This window comes from Labilibaculum euxinicum, assembly GCF_009795715.1.
Classification (GTDB): domain Bacteria; phylum Bacteroidota; class Bacteroidia; order Bacteroidales; family Marinifilaceae; genus Labilibaculum; species Labilibaculum euxinus.
Map to the genome: position 1 here is coordinate 50,222 of NZ_WTCR01000011.1, position 22,470 is coordinate 72,691.

At 38.1% G+C, this 22,470-nt stretch carries 15 protein-coding genes and 3 riboswitches; of the genes, 2 read left to right on the forward strand and 13 right to left on the reverse strand.

Translation table 11 applies throughout. The annotated features are described in order from the left end of the window. Positions 1 to 7 precede the first annotated feature (7 nt). From GQR60_RS14590 to GQR60_RS14650, 13 genes are all read right to left on the reverse strand, one after another. Positions 8 to 157, reverse strand: a complete 150-nt coding sequence (locus GQR60_RS14590; RefSeq protein ID WP_154675809.1) for a hypothetical protein — start codon at positions 155 to 157, stop codon at positions 8 to 10. A 257-nt stretch (positions 158 to 414) separates the two neighbouring features. Continuing rightward, positions 415 to 3,492, reverse strand: a complete 3,078-nt coding sequence (locus GQR60_RS14595; protein WP_124993635.1) for a type I restriction endonuclease subunit R — start codon at positions 3,490 to 3,492, stop codon at positions 415 to 417. A gap of 117 nt (positions 3,493 to 3,609) precedes the next feature. Next, positions 3,610 to 4,446, reverse strand: a complete 837-nt coding sequence (locus tag GQR60_RS14600) for a GIY-YIG nuclease family protein (RefSeq protein ID WP_124993636.1) — start codon at positions 4,444 to 4,446, stop codon at positions 3,610 to 3,612. A 208-nt stretch (positions 4,447 to 4,654) separates the two neighbouring features. Continuing rightward, positions 4,655 to 6,658 carry a fructose-1,6-bisphosphatase gene (locus GQR60_RS14605; RefSeq protein ID WP_124993637.1) on the reverse strand — a complete coding sequence of 668 codons (2,004 nt, stop codon included), beginning with the start codon at positions 6,656 to 6,658 and terminating at the stop codon, positions 4,655 to 4,657. Positions 6,659 to 6,850: 192 nt separating this feature from the next. Next, entirely contained in the window at positions 6,851 to 7,384 is a 534-nt protein-coding gene (locus tag GQR60_RS14610) for a transposase (protein ID WP_124993638.1), read from the reverse strand. 393 nt (positions 7,385 to 7,777) lie between these two features. Beyond that, positions 7,778 to 8,821: an ABC transporter ATP-binding protein gene (locus tag GQR60_RS14615; RefSeq protein WP_124993639.1), complete on the reverse strand. Its 1,044-nt coding sequence runs from the start codon at positions 8,819 to 8,821 to the stop codon at positions 7,778 to 7,780. Between the two features lie 9 nt (positions 8,822 to 8,830). Continuing rightward, positions 8,831 to 9,871, reverse strand: coding sequence for a FecCD family ABC transporter permease (locus GQR60_RS14620; protein WP_124993640.1), 1,041 nt, complete (start codon positions 9,869 to 9,871; stop codon positions 8,831 to 8,833). Positions 9,872 to 9,876: 5 nt separating this feature from the next. Continuing rightward, positions 9,877 to 10,923, reverse strand: a complete 1,047-nt coding sequence (locus tag GQR60_RS14625; protein WP_306597735.1) for an ABC transporter substrate-binding protein — start codon at positions 10,921 to 10,923, stop codon at positions 9,877 to 9,879. A 100-nt stretch (positions 10,924 to 11,023) separates the two neighbouring features. Then, positions 11,024 to 11,725, reverse strand: a complete 702-nt coding sequence (locus GQR60_RS14630; RefSeq protein ID WP_124993641.1) for a hypothetical protein — start codon at positions 11,723 to 11,725, stop codon at positions 11,024 to 11,026. A 2-nt stretch (positions 11,726 to 11,727) separates the two neighbouring features. Next, entirely contained in the window at positions 11,728 to 12,621 is an 894-nt protein-coding gene (locus GQR60_RS14635) for a sirohydrochlorin cobaltochelatase (protein WP_124993642.1), read from the reverse strand. Further along, a complete protein-coding gene (locus tag GQR60_RS14640; RefSeq protein ID WP_124993643.1) occupies positions 12,614 to 14,128 on the reverse strand; it encodes a PepSY domain-containing protein in 1,515 nt (504 codons plus the stop codon). The genes GQR60_RS14635 and GQR60_RS14640 overlap by 8 nt, the downstream gene beginning before the upstream one ends. A gap of 99 nt (positions 14,129 to 14,227) precedes the next feature. After that, the gene (locus tag GQR60_RS14645; protein ID WP_124993644.1) at positions 14,228 to 16,456 is read right to left on the reverse strand and encodes a TonB-dependent receptor; all 2,229 of its coding nucleotides are present in this window, start codon (positions 16,454 to 16,456) and stop codon (positions 14,228 to 14,230) included. A 135-nt stretch (positions 16,457 to 16,591) separates the two neighbouring features. Then, a riboswitch (cobalamin riboswitch) is annotated at positions 16,592 to 16,804 on the reverse strand. Between the two features lie 211 nt (positions 16,805 to 17,015). Continuing rightward, entirely contained in the window at positions 17,016 to 19,526 is a 2,511-nt protein-coding gene (locus GQR60_RS14650; protein ID WP_160463493.1) for a TonB-dependent receptor, read from the reverse strand. Positions 19,527 to 19,662: 136 nt separating this feature from the next. Next, positions 19,663 to 19,875: riboswitch (cobalamin riboswitch) on the reverse strand. 305 nt (positions 19,876 to 20,180) lie between these two features. After that, a riboswitch (cobalamin riboswitch) is annotated at positions 20,181 to 20,365 on the forward strand. Positions 20,366 to 20,494: 129 nt separating this feature from the next. Between GQR60_RS14650 and GQR60_RS14655 the strand changes: the two genes are divergently transcribed. Further along, positions 20,495 to 20,635 carry a hypothetical protein gene (locus GQR60_RS14655; RefSeq protein ID WP_154675810.1) on the forward strand — a complete coding sequence of 47 codons (141 nt, stop codon included), beginning with the start codon at positions 20,495 to 20,497 and terminating at the stop codon, positions 20,633 to 20,635. Positions 20,636 to 20,812: 177 nt separating this feature from the next. Beyond that, a complete protein-coding gene (locus tag GQR60_RS14660; RefSeq protein ID WP_124993646.1) occupies positions 20,813 to 22,468 on the forward strand; it encodes a putative transporter in 1,656 nt (551 codons plus the stop codon). Positions 22,469 to 22,470 lie beyond the last annotated feature (2 nt).

Here is a 22,470-nt window from a genome sequence, read left to right on the forward strand (position 1 = left end):
TATTGTTTTAAACGCTGTCAGGTTTTGGAAGTTTGGCTTTCTTATTAACAGATTGCCGCGTTCCCGAATCATCGGGACAGGCTGTACTTCCTCGCAATGACAGGTTGTTTTTAATTTTATTGTAATAAATTGGCGCTTCGCCCAAACCAGACTTCATTTTTTGGCTTAATCCAAAAAACGAAGCAAAAAAGATCAAGGCTGAGGCACTCAGTGACCCATTACCTTTTGAAGTCTGAAAAAAATAATTATCTCCCTCGTTCCTCGTCCGAAGAAATTTTTTCCTTTACGACTTCTTCAAGTATGGGTTCCCCACTTGCGTTGCCAATGCCGGTGGGAGCAATGTTTTGCATTCTTTTTATTTATTTAACGCTGTCAGGTCTGAAAAAGACGCTGACAGGTTATTTTGATTGTTTATTAATGAGCTGTTCGGCCGTGGAATTCGTCCATGTATTCCTTTACCACCAAATGGTTGATGTATTTGGCGCCTTCGGCATCTAATGTGATCTTGTTCTTCTTCATAAACTGATCTAATAACAATTTGACCATCATTGAATTGAAATAGTTTTCGTTGTTGAGCAGTTTTGTGTTTTGCAATACAAAATTGTCGGCATCGGTTTTTACTCCATTGAGTGCTTCGAAAATTTGGCTTTCACGTTTGGTGAGGTTTCCTTTTTCGACTAAACGCTTGTGAATTCGTGCATATTTTTCATCATTGTTGTATTTGGCTTTCAATAGGTTATTTTGTCTGTTGAGCTCAGCTATTTTGGCGAAAATCTTATTTAAATCGCCAATGTTTGCCTGCATTTCTTCCTGTGTAATTTCATTTAAGTTCCTTTTCTTAAACAAACGTTCCAGTTCCTCTTTCAGGCTGACAAATTTAGCATCTTTTTTGTCGAAATTACCTGCCAATGCCTCTCTTGTTTTACGAAGAGTGTCTTTTAATTCATCGGCTAATTTTAATTCATCCTGAGAAATTTTTGTAAAGGCGAAGATTACGTCCTCTAAGGCAATGTTTAGAAGGTTGGTAGTTTCACCGCTGTTTTCAATGGCCTCTTTCTGGTTGATAAGTGCCAAATGATTGCTGGCTTCGCGAGCCAGTATGTTGATTTTCTTAAAATCGAGCTGTTCGAGGATTTCGTAATGTCCTGTTAACCGGATGAGATTGTACAATTCCCGGGCATTGTTTAGGGCTTTTGTTATCCCGAGCATCGTTTTTCGATCCTGAATTTTGCTGATCTGTTGAGAGAAAATTTCGGCATTTTGAGTATCGAATTTAAACAGGGTTTCTTTGATGTTCAGGATTTCTTCCTCTATTTCCTCTTTGGATTTAAAGAGATCGGAATAGTGCTGCATTTCGTCGCCCAATTCTTCCTGCAGTTCATCGAAATAGGCTTTGTTGGTGGCGTCGAATTCGCTTTTTATATCGGCAAAATCGACCACGTATCCGTACTTGAAGTTTTTGTAGGTTCGGTTGACACGCGTTAGGGTTTGCAAGAGGTTATGACGTTTTATCACACGACCTAAATACATTTTTTTCAGTCGTTTGGCATCGAACCCTGTTAACAGCATGTTGTAGACAAAAAGGAAATCAAATTTCCCCTCTTTGAATTCTTCCACCTGAGTTTTGCGTTCATCTTTGGTTCCTATATCGTGCAATATCAGCGCTGCAGTTTTTACTTTCTCTTTCTGTTTTTTCTTTGTTGCATAGGTAACGATTGATTCTGCCGCCATGTCGAATTCTTCAATTCTTTCATCCGCTTGAGCGTATTTACTGTTGAAAATCTCAAACATCATTTTTGCCTGATCGGAAGAATCACAAACCACCATACCACCTATGGTTGGATCATCGAAAGTGTGCCGTGCTTTTTCGAAATCGCTGATGATGTAATCGAGCATAGGCTCTACAAAACGATGATGGGCATAAATTTCCTTTTTAGGAATATCGCCTTCCAGTACTTCAATTTTTTTCAGAGTCTCTTCCAACAGCAATTTATAGCGGGTTTCAATCTCTTCGCGAATGAGGCGCAGGGTGTACCCATCGGCAATGGATGCGTTGTAATAGTATTTGTGTATGTAGTTGCCAAAAAGGGCTTTGGAGTTGTAATCATCGCCCAATAGGGGTGTGCCTGTTAATCCTATTTTAATTGCCTTTTCGTCGGAGTCCTTCAGGTTTGCCAAGAAACTTCCTTTAGGGTTATAGCTTCGGTGCACCTCGTCGAGGAAGTAAATGCGCTGTACGTTTACGTTGTAATCGCTGTTGCGGACTACTGCCGGATCATCTTTGAACTTTTGAATGTTGACCACCGTAATTTCAGCTTTTCCCGAGTTGTTGTGAATGACTGCGGTTGATTTGATGTCGCGGGCAAATTCTTCTCTGGAATTTACATTGTGAACAATTAAACCTCTGCTTCGGAATTCGAGGCCAGCTTGAATCAGCAAATCGAGACGATCGACAATAAAATAGAACTTGGGAACAATTCCTTTCTTTTGATAATAATCAGTCAAATGCTTCACATTGTAAAAAGCCAAAGCCGTTTTTCCACTTCCCTGTGTGTGCCAAATGATTCCTTTTCGAATGCCATCGTTCAATTTGTTTTCGATGGCTTTGGTCGCAAAGATTTGAGGATAGCGCATGATGTGCTTTTCCAATCCTGTTTTTTCTTTTACGTAGGTAATGGCATATTTTAAAATAAAGGCCAGACGATCGTGACTAAAAAGTGAAGTACAGATACGATTGGTTGGTGCGCCTGAATCTTTATTGGTTATAAATTCAGGAGAATGCTTTATAATCGCCAGGTTGTTATCCTTTAGAACGAAATTTTCCAATTCATCCTCTTCCTCTTTTAAAAGTTGGCTTAGATCCAGTTGTTCTTCTTCCCGGAAATAATTGAATATGGGATTGTGATAGGAAGCTGAAGCATAAAAGGCTCCTTCGATGGGTTCCGGTGAAAAATCATCGTACTCCATGTTGTTGGAGAAGACCATCAATTGAGTGATGTTGACAAATTTTCGAAATTTCTTGTTTTGGAATCGAGTATTAATTCGATCCCGTTCGGCTATTATCCCATCTCTATTATTCGGCTTTTTCACCTCGATGAATGCTAAAGGCATTCCGTTGATCAGCAAAATAATATCGGGACGGAATTCTTCATCGCCATTTTTATAGGTTAACTCGGTAAGAACATGAAAGGAGTTGTTGTCGAAATTCTCAAAATCGATGAGTTTGGTTCCCGATTTCGCAATCAGCTTCTCATAAAAAGCATTCCCCAAATCTTCATTATCGAGCGTTAAAAGGGTATCCTGATAAAATCGATTGACTTCCTCTTCCTCCAAGTCAGGATTGATACGTTGTATGCTTTCCTTAAATATATCGGTAAAAACATTGGTGCTGTCATCGTATTTTGCTCCTTTCAGGGAAAGGTATTGATATCCTAATCTACACAAGTGCAGTATAGTAGGGATTTTCACCCGAGAGTCTTCGTTGAACTTCATATGATTATAAATTGCTTTTAAGTTGCCAGATGAAACTTAGCTTGCAGGAATCATCATTTCCCAGTATTTTAAAATCACTTTGGTATGGCCGTTTCATATATTGTTTCTGTTGTTTTATTACTTTCTCTTTAACTCATCCAAAGTTTTTCCCTGTTTGTCCTTCCATTCAGTCCAGCCATTGGCATTACGAGCTAAAACCTGAGCTGCTGCAGAACTTGGAGAACTAAATATTTCATTCTCCTGAAAAACATAAATATCACCATCTTCAATCAAAATTTTACGCTCAATAAGATTTCCCCTTAACCGACGGATGGTAGTATTACAACCAGGAGCTAAATCCTTGTTTGCTTTGGATCCTTTAAAAACGACAAATCCATCTTCTTTGTATTCTCCTTCTGCAAGAGCTTCTTTCCCTTTACAGAAAAGTAGTTCTTTGGATTTCTCCTCTTTAGCAATAATATCAAATAGGGGAAAACCAAGGGTTGAAAGCAAAATTTTAATGGTATCGAAATTATCCAACAAGTCGGCTTCCATTGTTTCGGGCACTTTAAACTTGCGCGGATTGACTGCGTTGTCCAATGCATAGCGATTTGCTTCGTATGCTTTTGTAATGGCTAACTCTTCCAGGTATTCAATATGAGTTTGGGTAAAACTTTCGGTTTTTGAAATGATCAAAACCGCATAGTTCCAAAAATCTTTCTTTTGGTCGTGGGTTTTAATTCGATCTAAACAGTTACGGGATTGTCCAATATAAACCATGGACTTTGCATCTTCGCCATTCTTTCCAAATAAAAAATAGATCCCCGGCCGGGATACTTCTGTTCTATTATTGGCCTCATTCATCTTAGAGCGAGGAATGAAAATGGCCTGTTCAATGTTACTGGTTATTTCGGCCAATTTAATCCCACGGGGGGAACCATCTGTTAGGAAGACCTGAATTGTTTTGCCTCTCATTTATTTAATTGTTTGTCTCGTTTTACAAAGTAGGGTTACCAAAGCTAAGTAAAACTAAATAGCCATGCTGCAATTAATCCTTAAATTTAGTCAGCAAGTATTATTTTAAGCGATTCTTAAGAATCACCACTTATTAAATTTTCAATGATATGAAGAGCCTGAGCAAATATTTCAGAACATTATTCATACATCAATAAACGAATTAAACCTACCCAACACTCTTCACTTTCACAACTCCCTTTCGGTAAGCATCGAGCAGTCGGTTCAGATCGAGAATTTGCTGGCGCAGATTGGCTCCAATATAGGTATCTCCCACTCTGATTCGTTTGGTTGCATGCTCAATCATGCTTCGGGTTGAAACAATATCAACTTCATCGTGTATGGCTTTGTGTTTCGATTCGAAAGAGGTATGCTCGGCAAGTATTAAACTGTAAGAATCATAAATTAAGGTATATCCGGCAATACCGGTCACTTTTTGATAGGGCTTCGACATTCCTCCATCAATAACAAAGAGTTTTCCCTCTGCTTTTACCGGACTTTCTCCTTTTCCCACTTTTACCGGCACATGCCCATTAACAATGTGCGATACTTCCGGATCAAGTCCAAATTCTTTTAAAATCCGACAGCAGGAATCTTTATCATCCCTCAACTTGTAATACATATTGCTTTCTTCGCGCTGAACTTCTTTATCGTTCAGAAAATATCGTTCGAAAGTGGCCATCTTCTTTTTGCCAAAAAGCGGCGAATAAGCCCCGCTCCACAGATACCACATGTAATCGCGGTCTTTGTTCCTTGTTTCGGGATGTTCGCGGTTAAAATAAGCCCGTCGGGAAATTAAATCGAACTGATCGCACAAGGCCTTCCCTTTGTATTTTTCACCCAGTAAAGTAAGTTCTTTAAAATCTCCCTTTTCATCGAGGGGGATACAGCCATGAAACAGCAAATTTGAATTGTAGGAAAGATAAGTACCTCCTTTTGAGAATAATGTTTTAATGTGTCGCTGCAGTTTGTCGCAATACAAAAAGGAAATTTGAAGTTTTTCGGCCAACTCCTTCTCCTCTTCTGTTAGTTGATAAGGATTTTTAGGATCGATAGTGGGAAATGATTTGTCGTTCAACACCAGTTCCCGTCCATCAATTATCACAGTACCTTTTTCATAATCGATTTTGTCGAGCAGCAAACGGTCGCCCATTTCCATTTCGGGGTTTCGCTGAATGATCTCTCCTGCCAGTTTCATTTCAATCACCATAATGGCTTTGTGCATTTTACTGGTCAGTTTAATCTGAGTCGATCCAATGTTTTCTACCGGTGTATTCTTAGGAATAAAAGCCTCACATGGATCTCCCTCGTAGGCTTTCATAGCGAAGGTTGCCAGTGGCATCAAATTAATCCCGTAGGCATCTTCCAGCGTGTCCAAATTGTTGTATCGGGCACTCAAACGAATTACGGCAGCTATACTGGCACGTATTCCTGTTGCGGCAGCCATCCATACAATGTCGTGGTTTCCCCACTGAATATCTACCGAATAATGATCCTGTATCACATCCATCACCTTATCGGCATAGGGACCTCTGTCATATATATCACCAATAATGTGCAGCCTATCAATCAACAAGCGTTGTATAAACTTACTGATCGCGACAATAAACTGGTTGGCCCGATCTACATCAATAATGGATTGTATGATGCATTCGAAATATTTTTCCTTTTTCGCGTTAGGTTCATTCAGCAATTCATCAATTACATAGGCAAAATCAGCCGGCATGGCCTTTCTTACTTTCGATTGTGTATACTTATCGGCCGAAACACGGGCTACGTCAATCAGTCTGCGAAGTGTTACCGCAAACCATTCATTCAGATTATCCTGTTCTTTTGTGATGAGTTTGAGTTTATCCTCAGGGTAATAAATGAGTGTTGACAGCTGATTCTTCTCTTTTTCGCTGATTGTGTTCCCGTAGACTATATCAATTTTCTTTCGTACCATGCCCGATGCATTTCGCAGCACATGACTAAAGGTCTCGTATTCTCCATGAATATCCGTAAGGAAATGCTCCGTGCCTTTGGGCAGATTCATGATTGATTCAAGATTAATGATTTCGGTACAGGCGGCTTGAACTGTGGGGAATTTCTCAGCAAGAAGGTTCAGAAATCTTAATTCGTCTTCGCTGTAATTGTGTTTTAACAATTGATCTTTATTGTAGTTGGGAACCATTTATCTTTGTATCAGTTAATTTGATAGTTACTTTTGCTAACCCGCAAACCCTAAGGACTGCTTATCGTAAGATTATGTTTATTATTCTGTACAGACGCGGTGTTTCGTGTCTCATAAATTATTATCCTTTTCTGATGCCATGAATGGTATCCTTTAATTTCATTTGCAATTCAGACGCCATGCATGGCGTCTTTACCATTCATACATTTCGTCATTTTTCCAGTTGCCTGGATTATTTTGTATGTATTGTTCTATTCTGTGGCAGGAATCAAAATCGCGCACAATATGATCGTGAAACCGGGTTTGCCATGCGAAATTGGAATTGATTTTTCGGGCATTGATGGTCACGGATGATTTGAATCCGCGAATGATTGATGCCAAATTTTTGGATTGTGATCCAAACGCAGAGACGCGATGCATCGCGTCTGTACCGGTATTGTAATTATTTTTGCCAATGGTGATTAGGGCATGAAAATGATTTGGCATGATTACAAATTCGCCCAATTCCAAATTCATATCGGGTCTGATTTCGGGTGTTTTTATCCATTCACATTGCGCCAATTCCCCAATTTCATTCAATATCATTTTTCCATTGGTAATTTCCCCAAAATAATGTTCGCGTTGGTGGGTGCAGATGGTTACAAAATAAATGGCATTCGATCCGTAATCCCAATCTTTTAATCGGGCGGATGGTATGCGGTATTTATTTTGAAATTTATCGGCCATTTTCTAAATTTTATTTATGATGTACAGACGCGGTGTTTCGCGTCTCATAAATTATTATCCTTTTCTGATGCCATGAATGGAATCCTTTAATTTCATTTACAATTCAGACGCCAAGTATGGCGTCTCTACCTTACACAAACATTTTTTTGTAACAATCCTTTTTTGAATCTATTGTATTCCAAATTAGAATCTGAAATTTTTGATTGTTTTCAAAAATAACAAAATATGTAAATATTAACCTTATTAGATTCGATTTTTCAAGTAATTGCTGCAGTTCAGCAAAACGCGAAAAAATACAGAGCTAAAAGAAAAGTAAGGGATACAAAGCGTTCATTCATGAGACAAAAGAAATCTCATTTTCAAGCAATTCTAAACGGGAAGCAAAATTTTAGTTTATTCAGACAGTACGCGTGATTCACTTTGTACCTCAAGCAAACTCTTTGCAGCCAATACGCGATTCACAAAAACTTCAACAGAGTCTTCAGACTGTATGCACTGGTCGTCGACATACAAGGAAAATGGTTTTGGGGCATCTTTATTCACCTCCAGGCGGTTACTGTCGTCCGGATTTGCTTTTACAAGCCTAACTCCTTTTCGGGATAAGGCCCGCCGAAGTAAAACATATTCGAATCCATGACCTTTTACTGCTACCTGTGAGTGTTGCGTGTGCATCACTTTAAACAAACCTGTTTTATTGTCGAACACAACTCCTTTGTGCTGAAACATTTTTTGAAAGGCATTTTTAAGCAGTAAGTCTTCCGGACTACCTGTAATTAAAGGACCTCCATTTTGCAGCAACCACAAGCGATCCGATAGCTGCAAAGCCAAATCCAGATCGTGGGTCGACATTAAAATGGATTTTCCGGATGTATTGGCAATATCCCGTAACAACTGCATGATCTCAACTCTGGCGGGCAAATCTAAAAAAGCAGTTGGTTCGTCCAATATAATTAGCGGCGTATCCTGAGCAAGAGCTTTGGCGATAAAAGCTTTTTGTCTCTCTCCGTCGCTTAAAGAAGTCAACAAGCTGTCTTTTTTGTGTGCAATTCCGCATTGTTCCATGGCACGAGCAACAATAATTTTATCTGCTGCGTTCAATCGTCCCAACATCCCTGTGTAAGGACTGCGGCCATAACCTACCAATTCCTGCACATTCGCATTCGGAACAACAACTCTATCGGTTAACACCACTGCAATCTGTTTCGACAACTCCTTTTCGTTCAATTGATGAACTTCCTGATTGTCAATCAGAATTAAACCTCCTAAAACAGGCTGAAAACCACAAATACTTCGCATCAAAGTACTTTTTCCTGTTCCGTTTGATCCCAACAGGCAAATTAATTCTCCTGACGGAATAATGGCTGATAAATTGCCGGCCACAATTTTGCTGCCGTAACCTATCGAAAGATTTCTGATGTGCAGTAGGTTTTTATTCATGCTAAAGGGCTAAAAATTTTCTTTGCGTTTTTTCCAGATTACTGAGATAACAACCGGTGCGCCAATAAAAGCAGTTACCGAATTAATAGGTAATTCACTCTCCATTCCTGGAAGACGGGCCAGCAAATTACAAAGCAATGCTGTTGCTGCTCCTAAAATGCAGGCATTACAAATTAAATATAAATGATTGCTTGTGCGGGATACCAGTTTTGCCAGATGCGGAACGGCCATGCCAATGAATATGATGGGACCGCAAAAGGCAGTTACAATAGCAGTTAATGTTCCTGCACATAAAATGATCAGCAAGCGTGCCCGCTTGATCTTTAAACCTAAATTGCTGGCGTACCGGTCGCCCAAAGCCATTAAATTCAGCGATTTACTTAAAAACAAAGCAAGTAAGGAGGGCACAATGGTAATCATCGCAAACAAATAAGCCCGGTCAACCGACATGCGCGAAAAACTGCCCAATCCCCATATTACATAGTTGTGCACATCTTCTTCCATGCTGTAGAATTTCAATACACCCACCACCGAATTAGACAGATAACCAATCATCACTCCGATGATAAGCACACTCAAGGTGCCTCCAATTTTATGAGAGATGAACAGGATCAAAGCTAAAACAGCAAAAGCACCTCCCAACGAGGCTGTAATTATTGCTAAATCGCCCCAAATGCCCAATCGGGAAAACGAAAATCCCCAAACCTGCCCTGCCACCAAAAGCACAAAGCCAACTCCCAAACTCGATCCCGAAGAAATTCCCAATACCGAAGGTCCTGCCAAAGGATTTCGAAAAAGTGTTTGCATCAGCAGTCCGGCTACTCCAAGAGCCATACCTGCACCTAAAGCAACTATGGTTTGCGGCAGCCGGGTTCGCAGCAGAATATTCTCCCAAATTACATTGGATGATCCTTTTCCTGTTACAATATCAACCACCCCGGCAATAGGAATATTGACCGATCCCATTGCCAGATTTAAGGCAGTCAAAATCAACAAAATACCAAGAGATAAAGGAATAAGAACTGATTTTCTCTGAAAAATAGGTATCATAGGATTCACTTTAAAACTTCATAAAATTCCGGTTTGTAATCGGGCAGCAAATCGGGATGAAAGAAATGAATGTAATCTGCCAATATCACATCCGGTTTCATAGCATTTTGCTCATAGTAGGGTTTCTCTCTGATGTTGCACATGATTACATTTCCTTTTTTGTAGGCTTTAAAATCGGCATAGCGTACATCTTGCTCAATCAGTGATTTGCGCCCGAAACCTAAGGGTTCGGGAACCAAAATCCGCCAAAAATCGGCATTGGCAGCTTTGGTGTAAACACTTTCGAAACCCAAAGGATATGCTCCTTGTTTATCGTCCTCAATAATATATTTGGCTCCTGCATCGCGGAAATAATTGGCATAAAAACTTTTGCCTCCCGGCACATACCAGGTTCCCGACTTCATTTTTCCTGAGAATACTGTTGGTCGTATTTTCACTTTTTTAGTGAGGGTTTTAAGGGAATCATAGCGAAAGGCAATTTTCTGAAACAAAGAATCGGCCTGCTTTTCTTTTCCAACAAAAGGTGCAATCATTTTTACCCATTCGGCTCTCCCCAACGGTGATTTTTCATCGTAAGCCGCCATAGGAACCAATGGAATACCCAGATTTTTCAAGGCATCGTAACCACCCGATTTGTAAGGAGAAACGATAATTAAATCAGGATTTAAACCCGCAATCAATTCGGTATTAAAGTGCCCCTCTTTTCCAACCCGTTTCACACTTCCATCTTCTATTCGCTTGTTGATGCCTTCGTGAAACAAGTGCCGGCTGCTGTTGGTTGCCACAATGCGGTTAATATCTTGTAATGCAAAAAAGTAGGTCAGTTGAGTGGACGATAAACAGATGATTTTTTTACAAGGAACCTGAATGGTATTCGGACTCTTATCTCCTGCCAATTTCTCTCTCACCAATTTAAATTCCTGATAAGTTGAATCATTCGCTTTGCCATTATAAATTCTTAGAACCTGATCCTTATCGGAATTAAAAATCTCAAAGCCTTTAGCATACTCTAAATCTTTCTTCTGATACTTTTGTATAAACCTTGAGTCCACTTTTTTTGAACTTTGATTGCAGGAAGTCAATACAAATAAGAGTACTAATAAATAGCAACAAATGGAATAATATCTTTTCATCGTTCTTCTCATAATACTTCTATTCTATTACAATATATTTTATAAAACCAACTTTTCGTCCATTGGAATCATATTCGTAAATCCGTTTGGAATTGGGCCTTTTCCCTGAATGATAATAAGTGAAACTTGTGCTTCTTTGAGATTCTTTATTGTAATCGTAATGATTCAACTTCACCAACTTCCCATTAGTATCGCGTGTGTACTTCTCACTCAATCTGCCATTTTTATCATACTTGTTTTCAGTGTAAAACAAAGAGGTTTGCTTTCCTTCAGCATTATAAGTTGTGGATTCAATCTGATGACCAAATTCATTAAATGCGTACTTCACCGTTTTTAACAATGTTTTATTAGAATAATATTCTGTTTTAATATTTCTTCCCTTGTCATCGTAAGTATAACGTTTACTGCTTACCTTATTCTTAAGGTGATCTATTTTAGAGCTCTTTGTTTTCTGTTTCTTCTCATTAAATTGATATTCATAGACTGTAATCAATTTATTGGTCACGTTATATTTTTCAGTCTTTATTTTATTTCCTTGCTCATCGTAGAAATAAAGCACTTTCTTTTTCAGTCTTTTTGGGCTGTCGAAACTTAATTTTCCTGAACACAAACCTTCTTCATTATAGGTATATTGCCCACATCCTATAAATTGATATTCTTTCGTTACTGCCTTTTCTTGTATCGAAGTAAAAGACAATAAAAGGATCAATAAGTTCATCATTCTTATTTTGATTTAAGTTCGATTAGTACTTCTTTCAGGTGTTCAATCCAAATGCGGACAACATTATCCTGATCTGCCATTCCTCTCAAAACTGCTTCTGTTTTGTATCCTCTGGCTTCCAATACTGATTTCCAGCTTTCTTCCTCTTCACCCGCCATATCGTTTCGGGCATGATCGCCGGCAATGGTCATAAAAGGAAGCAACCATACTTTGTTTACCTTTCGGGTTTCCAATTTCTCAATCACCTGATTCAATTCAGGATATCCCTCTACTGTAGCCAGAAATACATTGGAATGTTTTTGCCATAAATAGTACTGCATTCCTGGATAATATACGTTTGCCGGATGATGCGTGCCATGCCCCATAAAAACAACAACATCGCCTTCCACCATTCCTTTCGGTAAGTTTTGCAGCAAAACATCGCCTAGATTTTCAATGTCATTTTGATGATACAACAAAGGTTTGCCCAGTTGAACCTGATCAATTCCTTTTGGCATCCCCGAAAATGCTTCCACCGTTGTTTTCAAATTTTCATATTCTTCTCCGGGAATTACATGCAGAGACTGAACCGCGACATTTGTGAAACCTTCCTCTCCCATTTTGGCCAAAGCTTCGGCAGGCGAATCAATAGTTTCGCCGCGTGAGCGAAGTTTATTGCGAATTATTTTTGATGTAAAAGCCCAATGTATTTCCAAATCTGGAAACGTGGCTTTCACTTCCGCTTCGATGTGTTGAAAGGTTGCCCGGGTTTCGGGATAACTGGAACCAAAGGAGACCAATAGAATTCCTGTTTTATTCGCTTTTTTTGTGTGTGCAGCAGCCATAAATGAAAATGTTATTAGGAGCAGGAACAAGCCTGTCTTTAAATATTTACTGAACTGATATTTTTTAATCATTGGATTTTATTTTAACCGGTTTCAATCTTACCGGCAGTGATTTTTTAGCTTTTCTCCTGATCCATTTTATTCCCAACACAAAGCCTGATACACTTACCACGGTTCCTCCCAACGAAAGGAATAACAGCAAAAACTTTCTTAACCATTCGTGTTGTTTTAAAAATGGGAAATCCAAAGTGTGCAAAGATTTGTACAACCAACGGCGTCCTCTGTCGTTGCTGTTGTAGCTTTTGATGACTTCTCCCGTTTTCGGATGAATATACATGCAGGTATGATCGGCATCGTGCAAATTCAATTGCCATGCCGGCAAAGGGCGTTTCCACATCCCGGATTTTTGATAGTAGGCATCAAATTCGTTCAACTCTTTTAGATCGTAATTGGTGCCTGCAAATGCACTTTTGCACCAACTGCTGATTTCCTTTTCTGAATAGTCCGGTTTTGCAAAAACACCATCAGCTGCGGCAACATACACATCCGGCAATTCAAACTGATCCCGATACACCCAAAAGCAAGCTTGATTCATAACGGTTTTCCAAACTACTTTCCGGATCGGTTTATTGTCCTCAATTGCATTCCATAAATCAGACATTGATATTGCGGCATGCTGTTTCACATCAGTTTTCTGATTCCATACTTTTTTAGCAGAAACTTTTGCATGTACCGGCACCAGGCTTTTGGGAATGTCTACAACAGAGAAAAAACCACTCAAAATAAACGTGAATACAAAAAAGCCAAACAGAAAACCTGTAATGTGATGCCACTTGTACCAAAACTTTTTATAAGGACTAAATTCTGTCCACTGTGAATTTTTCTTTCGCTTCTTCAAACGAATAAAGCCTGCCACTAAACCCGTAATACTTACCAGAATACCCAGAAAAGAAATCCAGGCCACCACCTTCAACCAAAGTCCTTTTTGCAGACGCAGCGATTTAAAGTAAATCCAATGAGGAATGGCTCCCAATCGTGCGGCCCAACGGCTTTTTCTTGTTGTTTCCTGAATGATACTTCCTGTTTTTTCTGAAATATAAATCCGTGTATGATCCTTATCGTTTAAATAACACTTGTAGATAGGAAGTAAGGGATTGTAGTAGTCCCAAGGAATCCACTGATCTAATTCTTCAATCTTTTCAACTGATTGAAGCTTAGCACCCGTAAAATTCTCCGCTAAATTTACTGCCTCTTTCTTTGTTGTTTTTTCACTTTCGTTCAAAGAAACAGCATTGTATACTTTCTGCGATTTTCTTCCGGAATAAACTCTGTAAACCGGATTTCCATTCATTTTCTCTAATTCTATTTCGCCTGTAAAACTCTCCGAAGGAGCTTGAATGGAATCAAAATCAGACTTCGTTAAAAAAGACAAATGCAGAAACCTTTCCTCTTTTGAAGCATGAGGAAAACCTGCGAAAATCAGGACAAAACCTGATAAAAACCAAATCACAAACATCAGGCTGAGTACACTTCCCGATAGATTGTGAATTTGGAGGATAATATTTTTAAATCTGCTCATGATAGGGTATCAAAATTGGCAAAGAGCAAATCCCCTGATCAGGAATTTCTAATTTTTAAACAGTTCAGGGAATTTGCCTTATGCAGATAAATGTGTATTCTATTTTGCAAACTTGATGTTACAGCCAATAAATACGGTTCGTCCCGGATTTAAAGTACCGTAATGAGATCCGTACGGACTGTCATCTACGTAGTCGAAAATATTATCAACTCCGGCAGTTATTTCAAGAGATGTTCCTGCACTTGTAAACCGATGTGAAGTTGTTAGTTTCCATAAATTATACCCGTCGGCATTTTTTTCACCTTCATAAAATTTCTCATCCTGAATTCTGCCAATCAAGCTTACATTTAAAGCATAATCTTTCCAGTTTCTGTCATACAGCAAACGGAAATTGGCATAATTTTGAGCTGCATTCTCCAAACGAATGTCATCTGTCTCATTCATGGCATCTACATAGGAGTATCCTCCGCCAAGGGTAAAGCCTCCGCCAACTTTCACATTAAAAAGAAAATCGATTCCTTGTGATTTTGTTTCTCCAATGTTGTAATGCTGACGTGTTTTTTTAATTCCATCGGCTTTATCTGCAGCACTCGTTTCAACTGTCTGATAGGCAATCATATCATCAATACTATTTTGATAGGCCGATAAACTAAGCGATAATTTGGAAACAATGTATTCTGCCGAAAAAGAATAATAATCCGATTTTTGCGCATCAAGATCGGTATTTCCCAAATAGAGATTCCCTGCTTTTTCGTAATGATAATACAACTCTTTTAATGTTGGAGCCTTAAAACCTTTTGCATAAGTGGCTCTAAAATTAAAATTGTTGAATTTGTAAAGTGTGGATAATTTTGGCGTAAAATCATTACCGAATTCTTTGTGCTTTACGTAACGAACACCAGCTACCAAAGAGAGGTTCTTAATTAGTTTGATCTCATCCTGAGCAAATGCAGAAAGGGTATAAGCATCTTCTTTGGCATTTACCAACCGACCTTCCGATTTCAGACTTTCGTTTACGTATTCTCCTCCCAATGTAAATTGATGTGCCTTTTTTAGACTAAAAACATATTTTAGATTTACATCTTCGCGTTTTTGATCCGTATTAAGAACTTTTTCTCTTATTGAATGAAGGGTTTTCCCTGATTTTGAAGAGATATCATTCTGATTGTATTTGTAATAGTATTTAAATTGATCAGAATTAAAATCTAAAGTGATGTAGTCCTTCTTATTAATTAGGTACTTGGCTCCTGCCGAATAAGAAAAATCGTTGTAGTAATAACCATATTTTTTTACTGTTATTGGCTGCAGTACATCTTTCTCGTATTTCGATCCCATTGCATATACGCTTAATTTATTGGTTGCGGCAAAATCAAAGCGCTGACTGATGGTGTAATCTTCGAACGCATTCACTTGTTTAGCGTCTGTAACAACAAGTACATCATCCGAAGGATCATCATTACCCATATCATCGTCAATTTCGAACTTGCTTAGCTGCCACCCGTCCGATTCCTTTCTGGAATAAGTTGTAAGAGATGAAAAACGCCCTAGATTCAAACCTACTTTATTGAAGTACTGTCTGTTTCCATGTTCGCTTAAACGGGAATTGCTTTCCGCGTAGATTTTTCGTTTCGATTTTTTGGTTATCACATTAATTACACCAGCAATGGCTTCCGATCCGTACAATGATGACGATGCACCTTTAACCACCTCAATTCGTTCAATATCATCAGGATTAATGCGGTTGATGTCATTCTGACCTCCAACATCTCCGTACATTCTTTTTCCATCAACAAGTACCAAAATGTAATCGTTCCCCAAACCGTTTAGCTGCATAAAAGCTCCCATGCTGCCCGGAGTAAAATCAAATGATGGACTGATTCCAGTCATTAAATCATCAAATCCGGATGCCGAAACAGCCTTCACCATCTTGCTGCTGATTAGTTCGGTTTGAACGGGAGCACTTTTTAAATGATGCGGTGTACCGGTACCTGTAACAACCACTTCGCCCAATTCTCTCTCGGATTTATTCAACTGAAAATCAATAGTATTTGCTCCTTCCTTAATTTCGATGATTTCTTTTTTTCTTCCATATCCCGAATAGGAAACAACAATTTCGTACTCTCCCACCTTTAAGTTTCGAAACGAATAAAACCCATCGCTGTTGGTGGCTGCTCCAATGGTTGTTCCATGAAAATAAACATTGGCACCAATTAAAGGATTTGTCCCGTCCTTTTCTGTAACTGCTCCGGACAATGTCCCCACCTGAGCAACTAAACTCTGACTTACCAATATAAAAAGGCCAATCAAAATGTAATTTTTAAACTGCATGATCGTTTTGTTTTTTAAATTTTAAAACATCACATCTTGCTGCCAAATGTTTACACAAACAAAGAAATTGGAATAATAAATACTGAACACGCGCGTAAGTTCAATACATATACTTCGATTCCCGGAAGCAAAATGTTCTTTAGTTACGACTTGGCAGGTCTCCTGACTTATCTCAGTTATTACAGCCTTCCCCCCATTTCTGAGAGTGGCTTGCGGTGTAAAAACCATATTTTGCGCATGACAAAATGAGATTTACAGTAGCGGGTACTGTTCCGGATTCTCACCGGATTCCCTTTTCATTCCCTCAGACGATAGCCTGAGCAGAACACCAAAATCGATACAAATGTATTATATATATTTTTAACAACGGTCTAAACAGCTCTTCTAATAAATGTTTTTAAGCACATATCGTAATAACACATTATTTGAATAGCAGTGCCGTGAAAATTTTGCCTGAAAATCTGTTTCTTTCTAACCTACCCTCTTTGGCAAATTCTTATGTTTTTTTTAAGGAGCTGTTAAAGTATATATTAAACATACTTTAACAGCCTCACTATTGCTACAACTTAAATCCAACTGTAAGCATAACATTCCGTTCTTGTCCAGGAATGTACTGATTAGAATAAACCGAACTTGAATAATATTTTCTATTTAAAACATTATTGATTTTCAAATGCAGATAAGTTCTGTCTAATCCATAACCCAATACAGTATTAAACAGCCAATATTCAGGTAAACTATACTCATTAGACGAATTGGTATATAACTTATCAGTATAGTCAATACCAGCACCTACACTACAATTTTTTAACGCTCCTTTAAGCACCAGATAATGTGCCCATACAAACACATGGTTTTTAGGATTGTTCCGAATGTAATTCCCCTGTTTTGAGTCATGATATCCATTCGCTGAATACTTCCTGTATTTTGCCGTATTATAAGCATAACCAGCTTTTATACTTATCGAATTTACTGGTTTAAAAGTAGTTTCAACATCAAATCCTTTGGAATCAACAACGCCGATTTGTCCGTAAATTTTATTTCCCTCACCGGTTTTTCCAAGGTATTCTACAATGTTGTTCTTTTTAATGTAGTAGGCACTGGCATTTACAAACAGTTTCGAATTATAATTGTATTTCACACCCAACTCGGCTTGATAACCATTTTCGGGCTCGTATACTTCTTTACCATCATTTGGATAAAATTGATTCCCATCTTTATTTAAATACACATAGCTCTCATCGTAAACAGAACGTTTTGGTTTAAAGAAACTTGAATAAGATGCATACAATGCCAATGGCTCAATAGGTTCATAAACCACTCCGGCCCGATATGAAAAAGATTTATTTACAATCTCATTTTCTTTTGATTTGGATGTAATATTTCTTCCATTACTTACTATTCCAGACTGATACCTCATGTTAAAATAATCAAAACGCATCCCCAGCATGAATTTAAATTGTTTTGAAATCTCAATTAAATCCTGTGCATACAAAGCATTCACCATTTCGTGATAAATACTTGCACCTGAAAACTTTGTTGTTAAACCTCCTTGATTTAGTACAGGGTTACGAACAGCAATTTTTGCAAACAAACCTGCTCCTGCTACATCTCCTCCATCAAAATCATACCCTTTGTAAGAAATTCGATCGATATACATGAAAAAACAGCCCATTGTAAGATTGTGCTGTAACAAACCTGTTTTTATCTGAGTTGAATAATACAAATCATTTTGAAAAGTTTTTGTGTGATGAGAAAATCGTAAAGGATAAGTACGTTGCAAAGTATCTAAACTGATATGTATTTTTTCTCCTCCTTTTAAAAAATAAGTATCGTATATTGGATTTTCCGAATGCAAATAACTCAGCTCTTCTGTTGAAAAATAATCAATCAAATCGTCAGAATAGGAAGCTTGCATTTGCAATTTGGAATTCCCGGAGGTTTTCCGGGTGTATTTTATTGATGCGTTAACATTTTCATGATCCAAAAAATCAGCAGGATCGTTATAACGTTGTTTACGGTCGAAAGAAGTTGGTAAATCACCTTTTTTGTACAATAATTTGCCTTCTTTCGTATAAATATCATTTGTTACAGCTGGTAATCCTGTTTCGGTTCCGTAAAAATCGTCATTTACTCCCACCCTAAGTTCAAACTGATTTTTGTCATCCAAATCATAATTCAAAGCAAGGTAAGCATTGGATGTTTTATCACCTGCGTTTCGCCATCCCTTCTGATCGGACAATGCAGCATCAAAGCGATAGCTCAGCTTATTACTAATTCGGTTTCCTACACCAACATTAACTCTTTTGCTTTCCCAACTTCCGTAACTTGTCGAAAAATTAGCCCGTAAATCTTTCGACGGTTGCTTACGAACAATGTTAATGATACCTCCAACTGCTGAGTGCCCGTAAAGCACTGAAGCCGGGCCCTTTAAGAATTCGATTCGTTCTACTGCTGCCAAAGATGTTACAGGAGCACTGTTTGAAAAATTCATTCGTTCATCCCTTGCTCCATCCTGCATAATTACAGGAGCTCCAAAACCTCTCATCGTAAATGTCTGAAAACCGCCATAATTAAGCATCGGTTTTATTCCTGTAGAGTAATTTAAAGCTTCGTTGATGCTATTTACCTGAGTTTGCTCTATCAATTCAGCACCAACACTTGATGTTGTTAACGGAATATCTTTAAGTGGAACCGGTAGTTTTAAGGCTGCTTCCGTTTTTCGAATACATTCAGCAGAAATTTCGACACCATCAAGCAAAGTTGCTGTTTTTTCCAATTCAAACTCCAGCATTGGCATATCAGGTTTTACTTCAATTTTACTGATTTTTTTTTGGTAGCCAACAAAAGTAATCTCGACAATATGCTCACCTGGAGTAATGCCAAAAATTTGAAATATTCCTGAAGGATTTGTAACTGAACCATGATCAATATCTTTCACATACACATTTGCGCCGACAATTGGGACTCCATTTTCTTTAATAATTCCTTTTACATTCACATTTTGTGCTTTGGCCACAAATAGACTAAGCAAAACACAAAGCAGTAAGGACAACATCTTTTTTTGCATGATTGAGTTGTTTTTGATTTTAAACATCACATCTTGCCTCCAAATGTTTACACAAACAAAGAAAGAAATTAGAAAAATAAATACCGAACACGCGCGTAAGTTCAATACATATACTTCGATTCCCGGAAGCAAAATGTTCTTTAGTTACGACTTGGCAGGTCTCCTGACTTATCTCAGCTTTTACAGCCTTCCCCCCATTTCTGAGAGTGGCTTGCGGTGTAAAAACCATATTTTGCACATGACAAAATGAGATTTACAGTAGCGGGTACTGTTCCGGATTCTCACCGGATTCCCTTTTCATTCCCTCAGACGATAGCCTGAGCAGAACACCAAAATCGATGCAAATGTATTATATATATTTTAAGATATCGTATTCACATCAAACAAACCAAAAGTGTTTTATAGCATAAATATTCTGGTTTCCGAAAATCAGCACATAATTTATAATCCTCATTACAAGCAAATTAAGCTTCTGTTATTTTAATCAACATCCCAGAAAATCAAATTAGCTTCAGCAATAGATTACTTGTAAAATCCATACCTCTGTAAACGATCAGTTTCTTTACTTCTCCTTTTTTAATTGCCATGAAATCAAATTGATTCAACTTAAAGGAAATTTAAATTTGTTTTTTAGATACTTTTTTTGATAACTTTGCTTCCGAAAATAATTAAGATACCCCGTAAAAAGGGTTTAATAGGGAATCACGTTAAAATCGTGAGCTGACGCGCAACTGTAATTCCAAAACAGTTTGCAACATCAAGCCACTGTTCCAACATATGGAATGGGAAGGCGTTGTAAATGGAAAAGCCAGGAGACCTGTCTTATTTAATTAGATTGATGCTTTCGCGACATAAAGCTAAAAATCAGGACTCGCTAGTGAATTAAAAGTTCCTTTTTAATTCTATTATTCCTGTTTTTTTATTGATTAACGCAAAGCATACAGTTTTACCATTTAAAATGTATTGTTATGCAAAAAGTAAGCAGCACTCCTCGCGAAATGGAGAAAACAGTTAAGACTAAATACGACATGTATTTTGGCTTTACAACTAATCATTCCGAAAAAAATATTTTATTCTCCTTTCAACAAGTTTATAACATTCCTTATTGATTCCTGACCAGCCTTTGGATCAATTAAGTTGAGCCGGCACTTTCATTTGCCAATTCATAATATCCTGACTTCGTATCAAGGTAGATGGGAGTTCCGGCTCTTTTCATATCCCTTTATTTCTCACTAAAAAATGATCTTCTTTTGAGATCATATCGTTTAAAACACCAATAATTCAACATGAACATTATAGAACTATTAACTACACCAGGAACAGCATCTACAATTGTCATCATTTGTCTGGCCGCTGTTTTAGGTATTCTATTTGGAAAACTAAGGTTTTTCAAAATTAAATTGGGCATTGCAGGCATACTGTTTTCCGGTCTGTTAATTGGTCATTTGGGAGCTGCTACCGATGCACACGTATTGCACTTTATCAAAGAATTTGGCTTGATATTATTTGTTTATTCCATTGGTTTAGAGGTGGGGCCACGCTTTATCACTTCACTTAAAAATAATGGATTAAAGATTAACCTGCTCGCTTCAGGAATTGTTATTTCAGGTTTCTTTATTGCAATTGCCATAAAATTTATTTTCGATGTTCCCACTTCCGTGATCACCGGAATTATGTGCGGAGCTGTTACCAATACTCCAAGTTTAGGTGCTGCTCAGCAAACCATTGGCGATGTTATGGGCGCAAGCGAAAATATCGAAATTGCGGGCATGGGCTATGCTGTTGCTTATCCGTTCGGAATTTTTGGAATCATTATCAGCATGATATTACTGCGTGTAATTTTCAAAATCAATGTAAAACAGGAAGAAGAACGATACAATAAAGAAATTACCGGCCTCGATGGAAAACCAATTGCCATAAATGTTGAGGTTACCAACCAAAACCTTTTTGGCAAAAGCATACTTTTTCTGAAAGATACCTGCAGTAATAATTTTGTTCTCTCAAGAATTAAACGAAACGATGATTTTATAGCTGCCGATTCCGAAACAGTTCTTGAAAAAGGAGATGTTCTTTATGGAGTATCGGTAGAAGCAAATTTTAAATTCATTCAACTTAATTTGGGCAAAATAAATACAACCAAAGATGTTGAGGTGTCTGGTAAACTTGGAATGAAACAAGTGATGATCACCAATAAAAAGCTGGCGGGAAAAAGTATAAAGCAAATTGGGATCTCACGCCAATTCCCTGTAAACATTACCAGAATCTACAGAAATGGTATTGAGTTAATGCCGAAGGAAGAAGATAGTATTGAATTTGGTGACACCGTACGTATTGTAGGAGAAAAAAAAGCTCTGATTAAAGTTGCCTCTCTGCTTGGCAACTCTGTAAAAGAACTATCACACCCTAATATCCTCCCCATTTTTCTGGGAATATTACTAGGTGTTATTATTGGCTTGCTTCCGATAAATATTCACGGCCTTCCTGCACCTGCCAAGCTTGGTTTGGCAGGCGGACCACTATTAATTGCTCTTATACTTGGGCACAAAGGCAGAATTGGTAAACTTGATTTCTACATGACTCCAAGTGCCAATCTGTTTATCAGGGAACTGGGTATTGTTCTCTTTCTGGCATGTGTAGGAATTTCGTCGGGGAAATATTTTGTACAAACGCTTCTAAACGAAGGTTACATCTGGATGCTTTATGGCTTTGCCATCACCTTTATTCCTCTCCTTATCGTTGCCGTTATTGCTCATACCCTAAAAATCAATTACCTCACTATTTGTGGTTTACTGGCCGGATCCATGACCGATCCTCCAGCTTTAGAATTTGCCAATTCAATCGCTCCGATTCAGGCACAATCGACTGCTTACGCCACTGTATACCCTTTGGTCATGTTCTTACGGGTTTTACTCGCACAAGTACTGGTATTACTTTTTACCTAAAT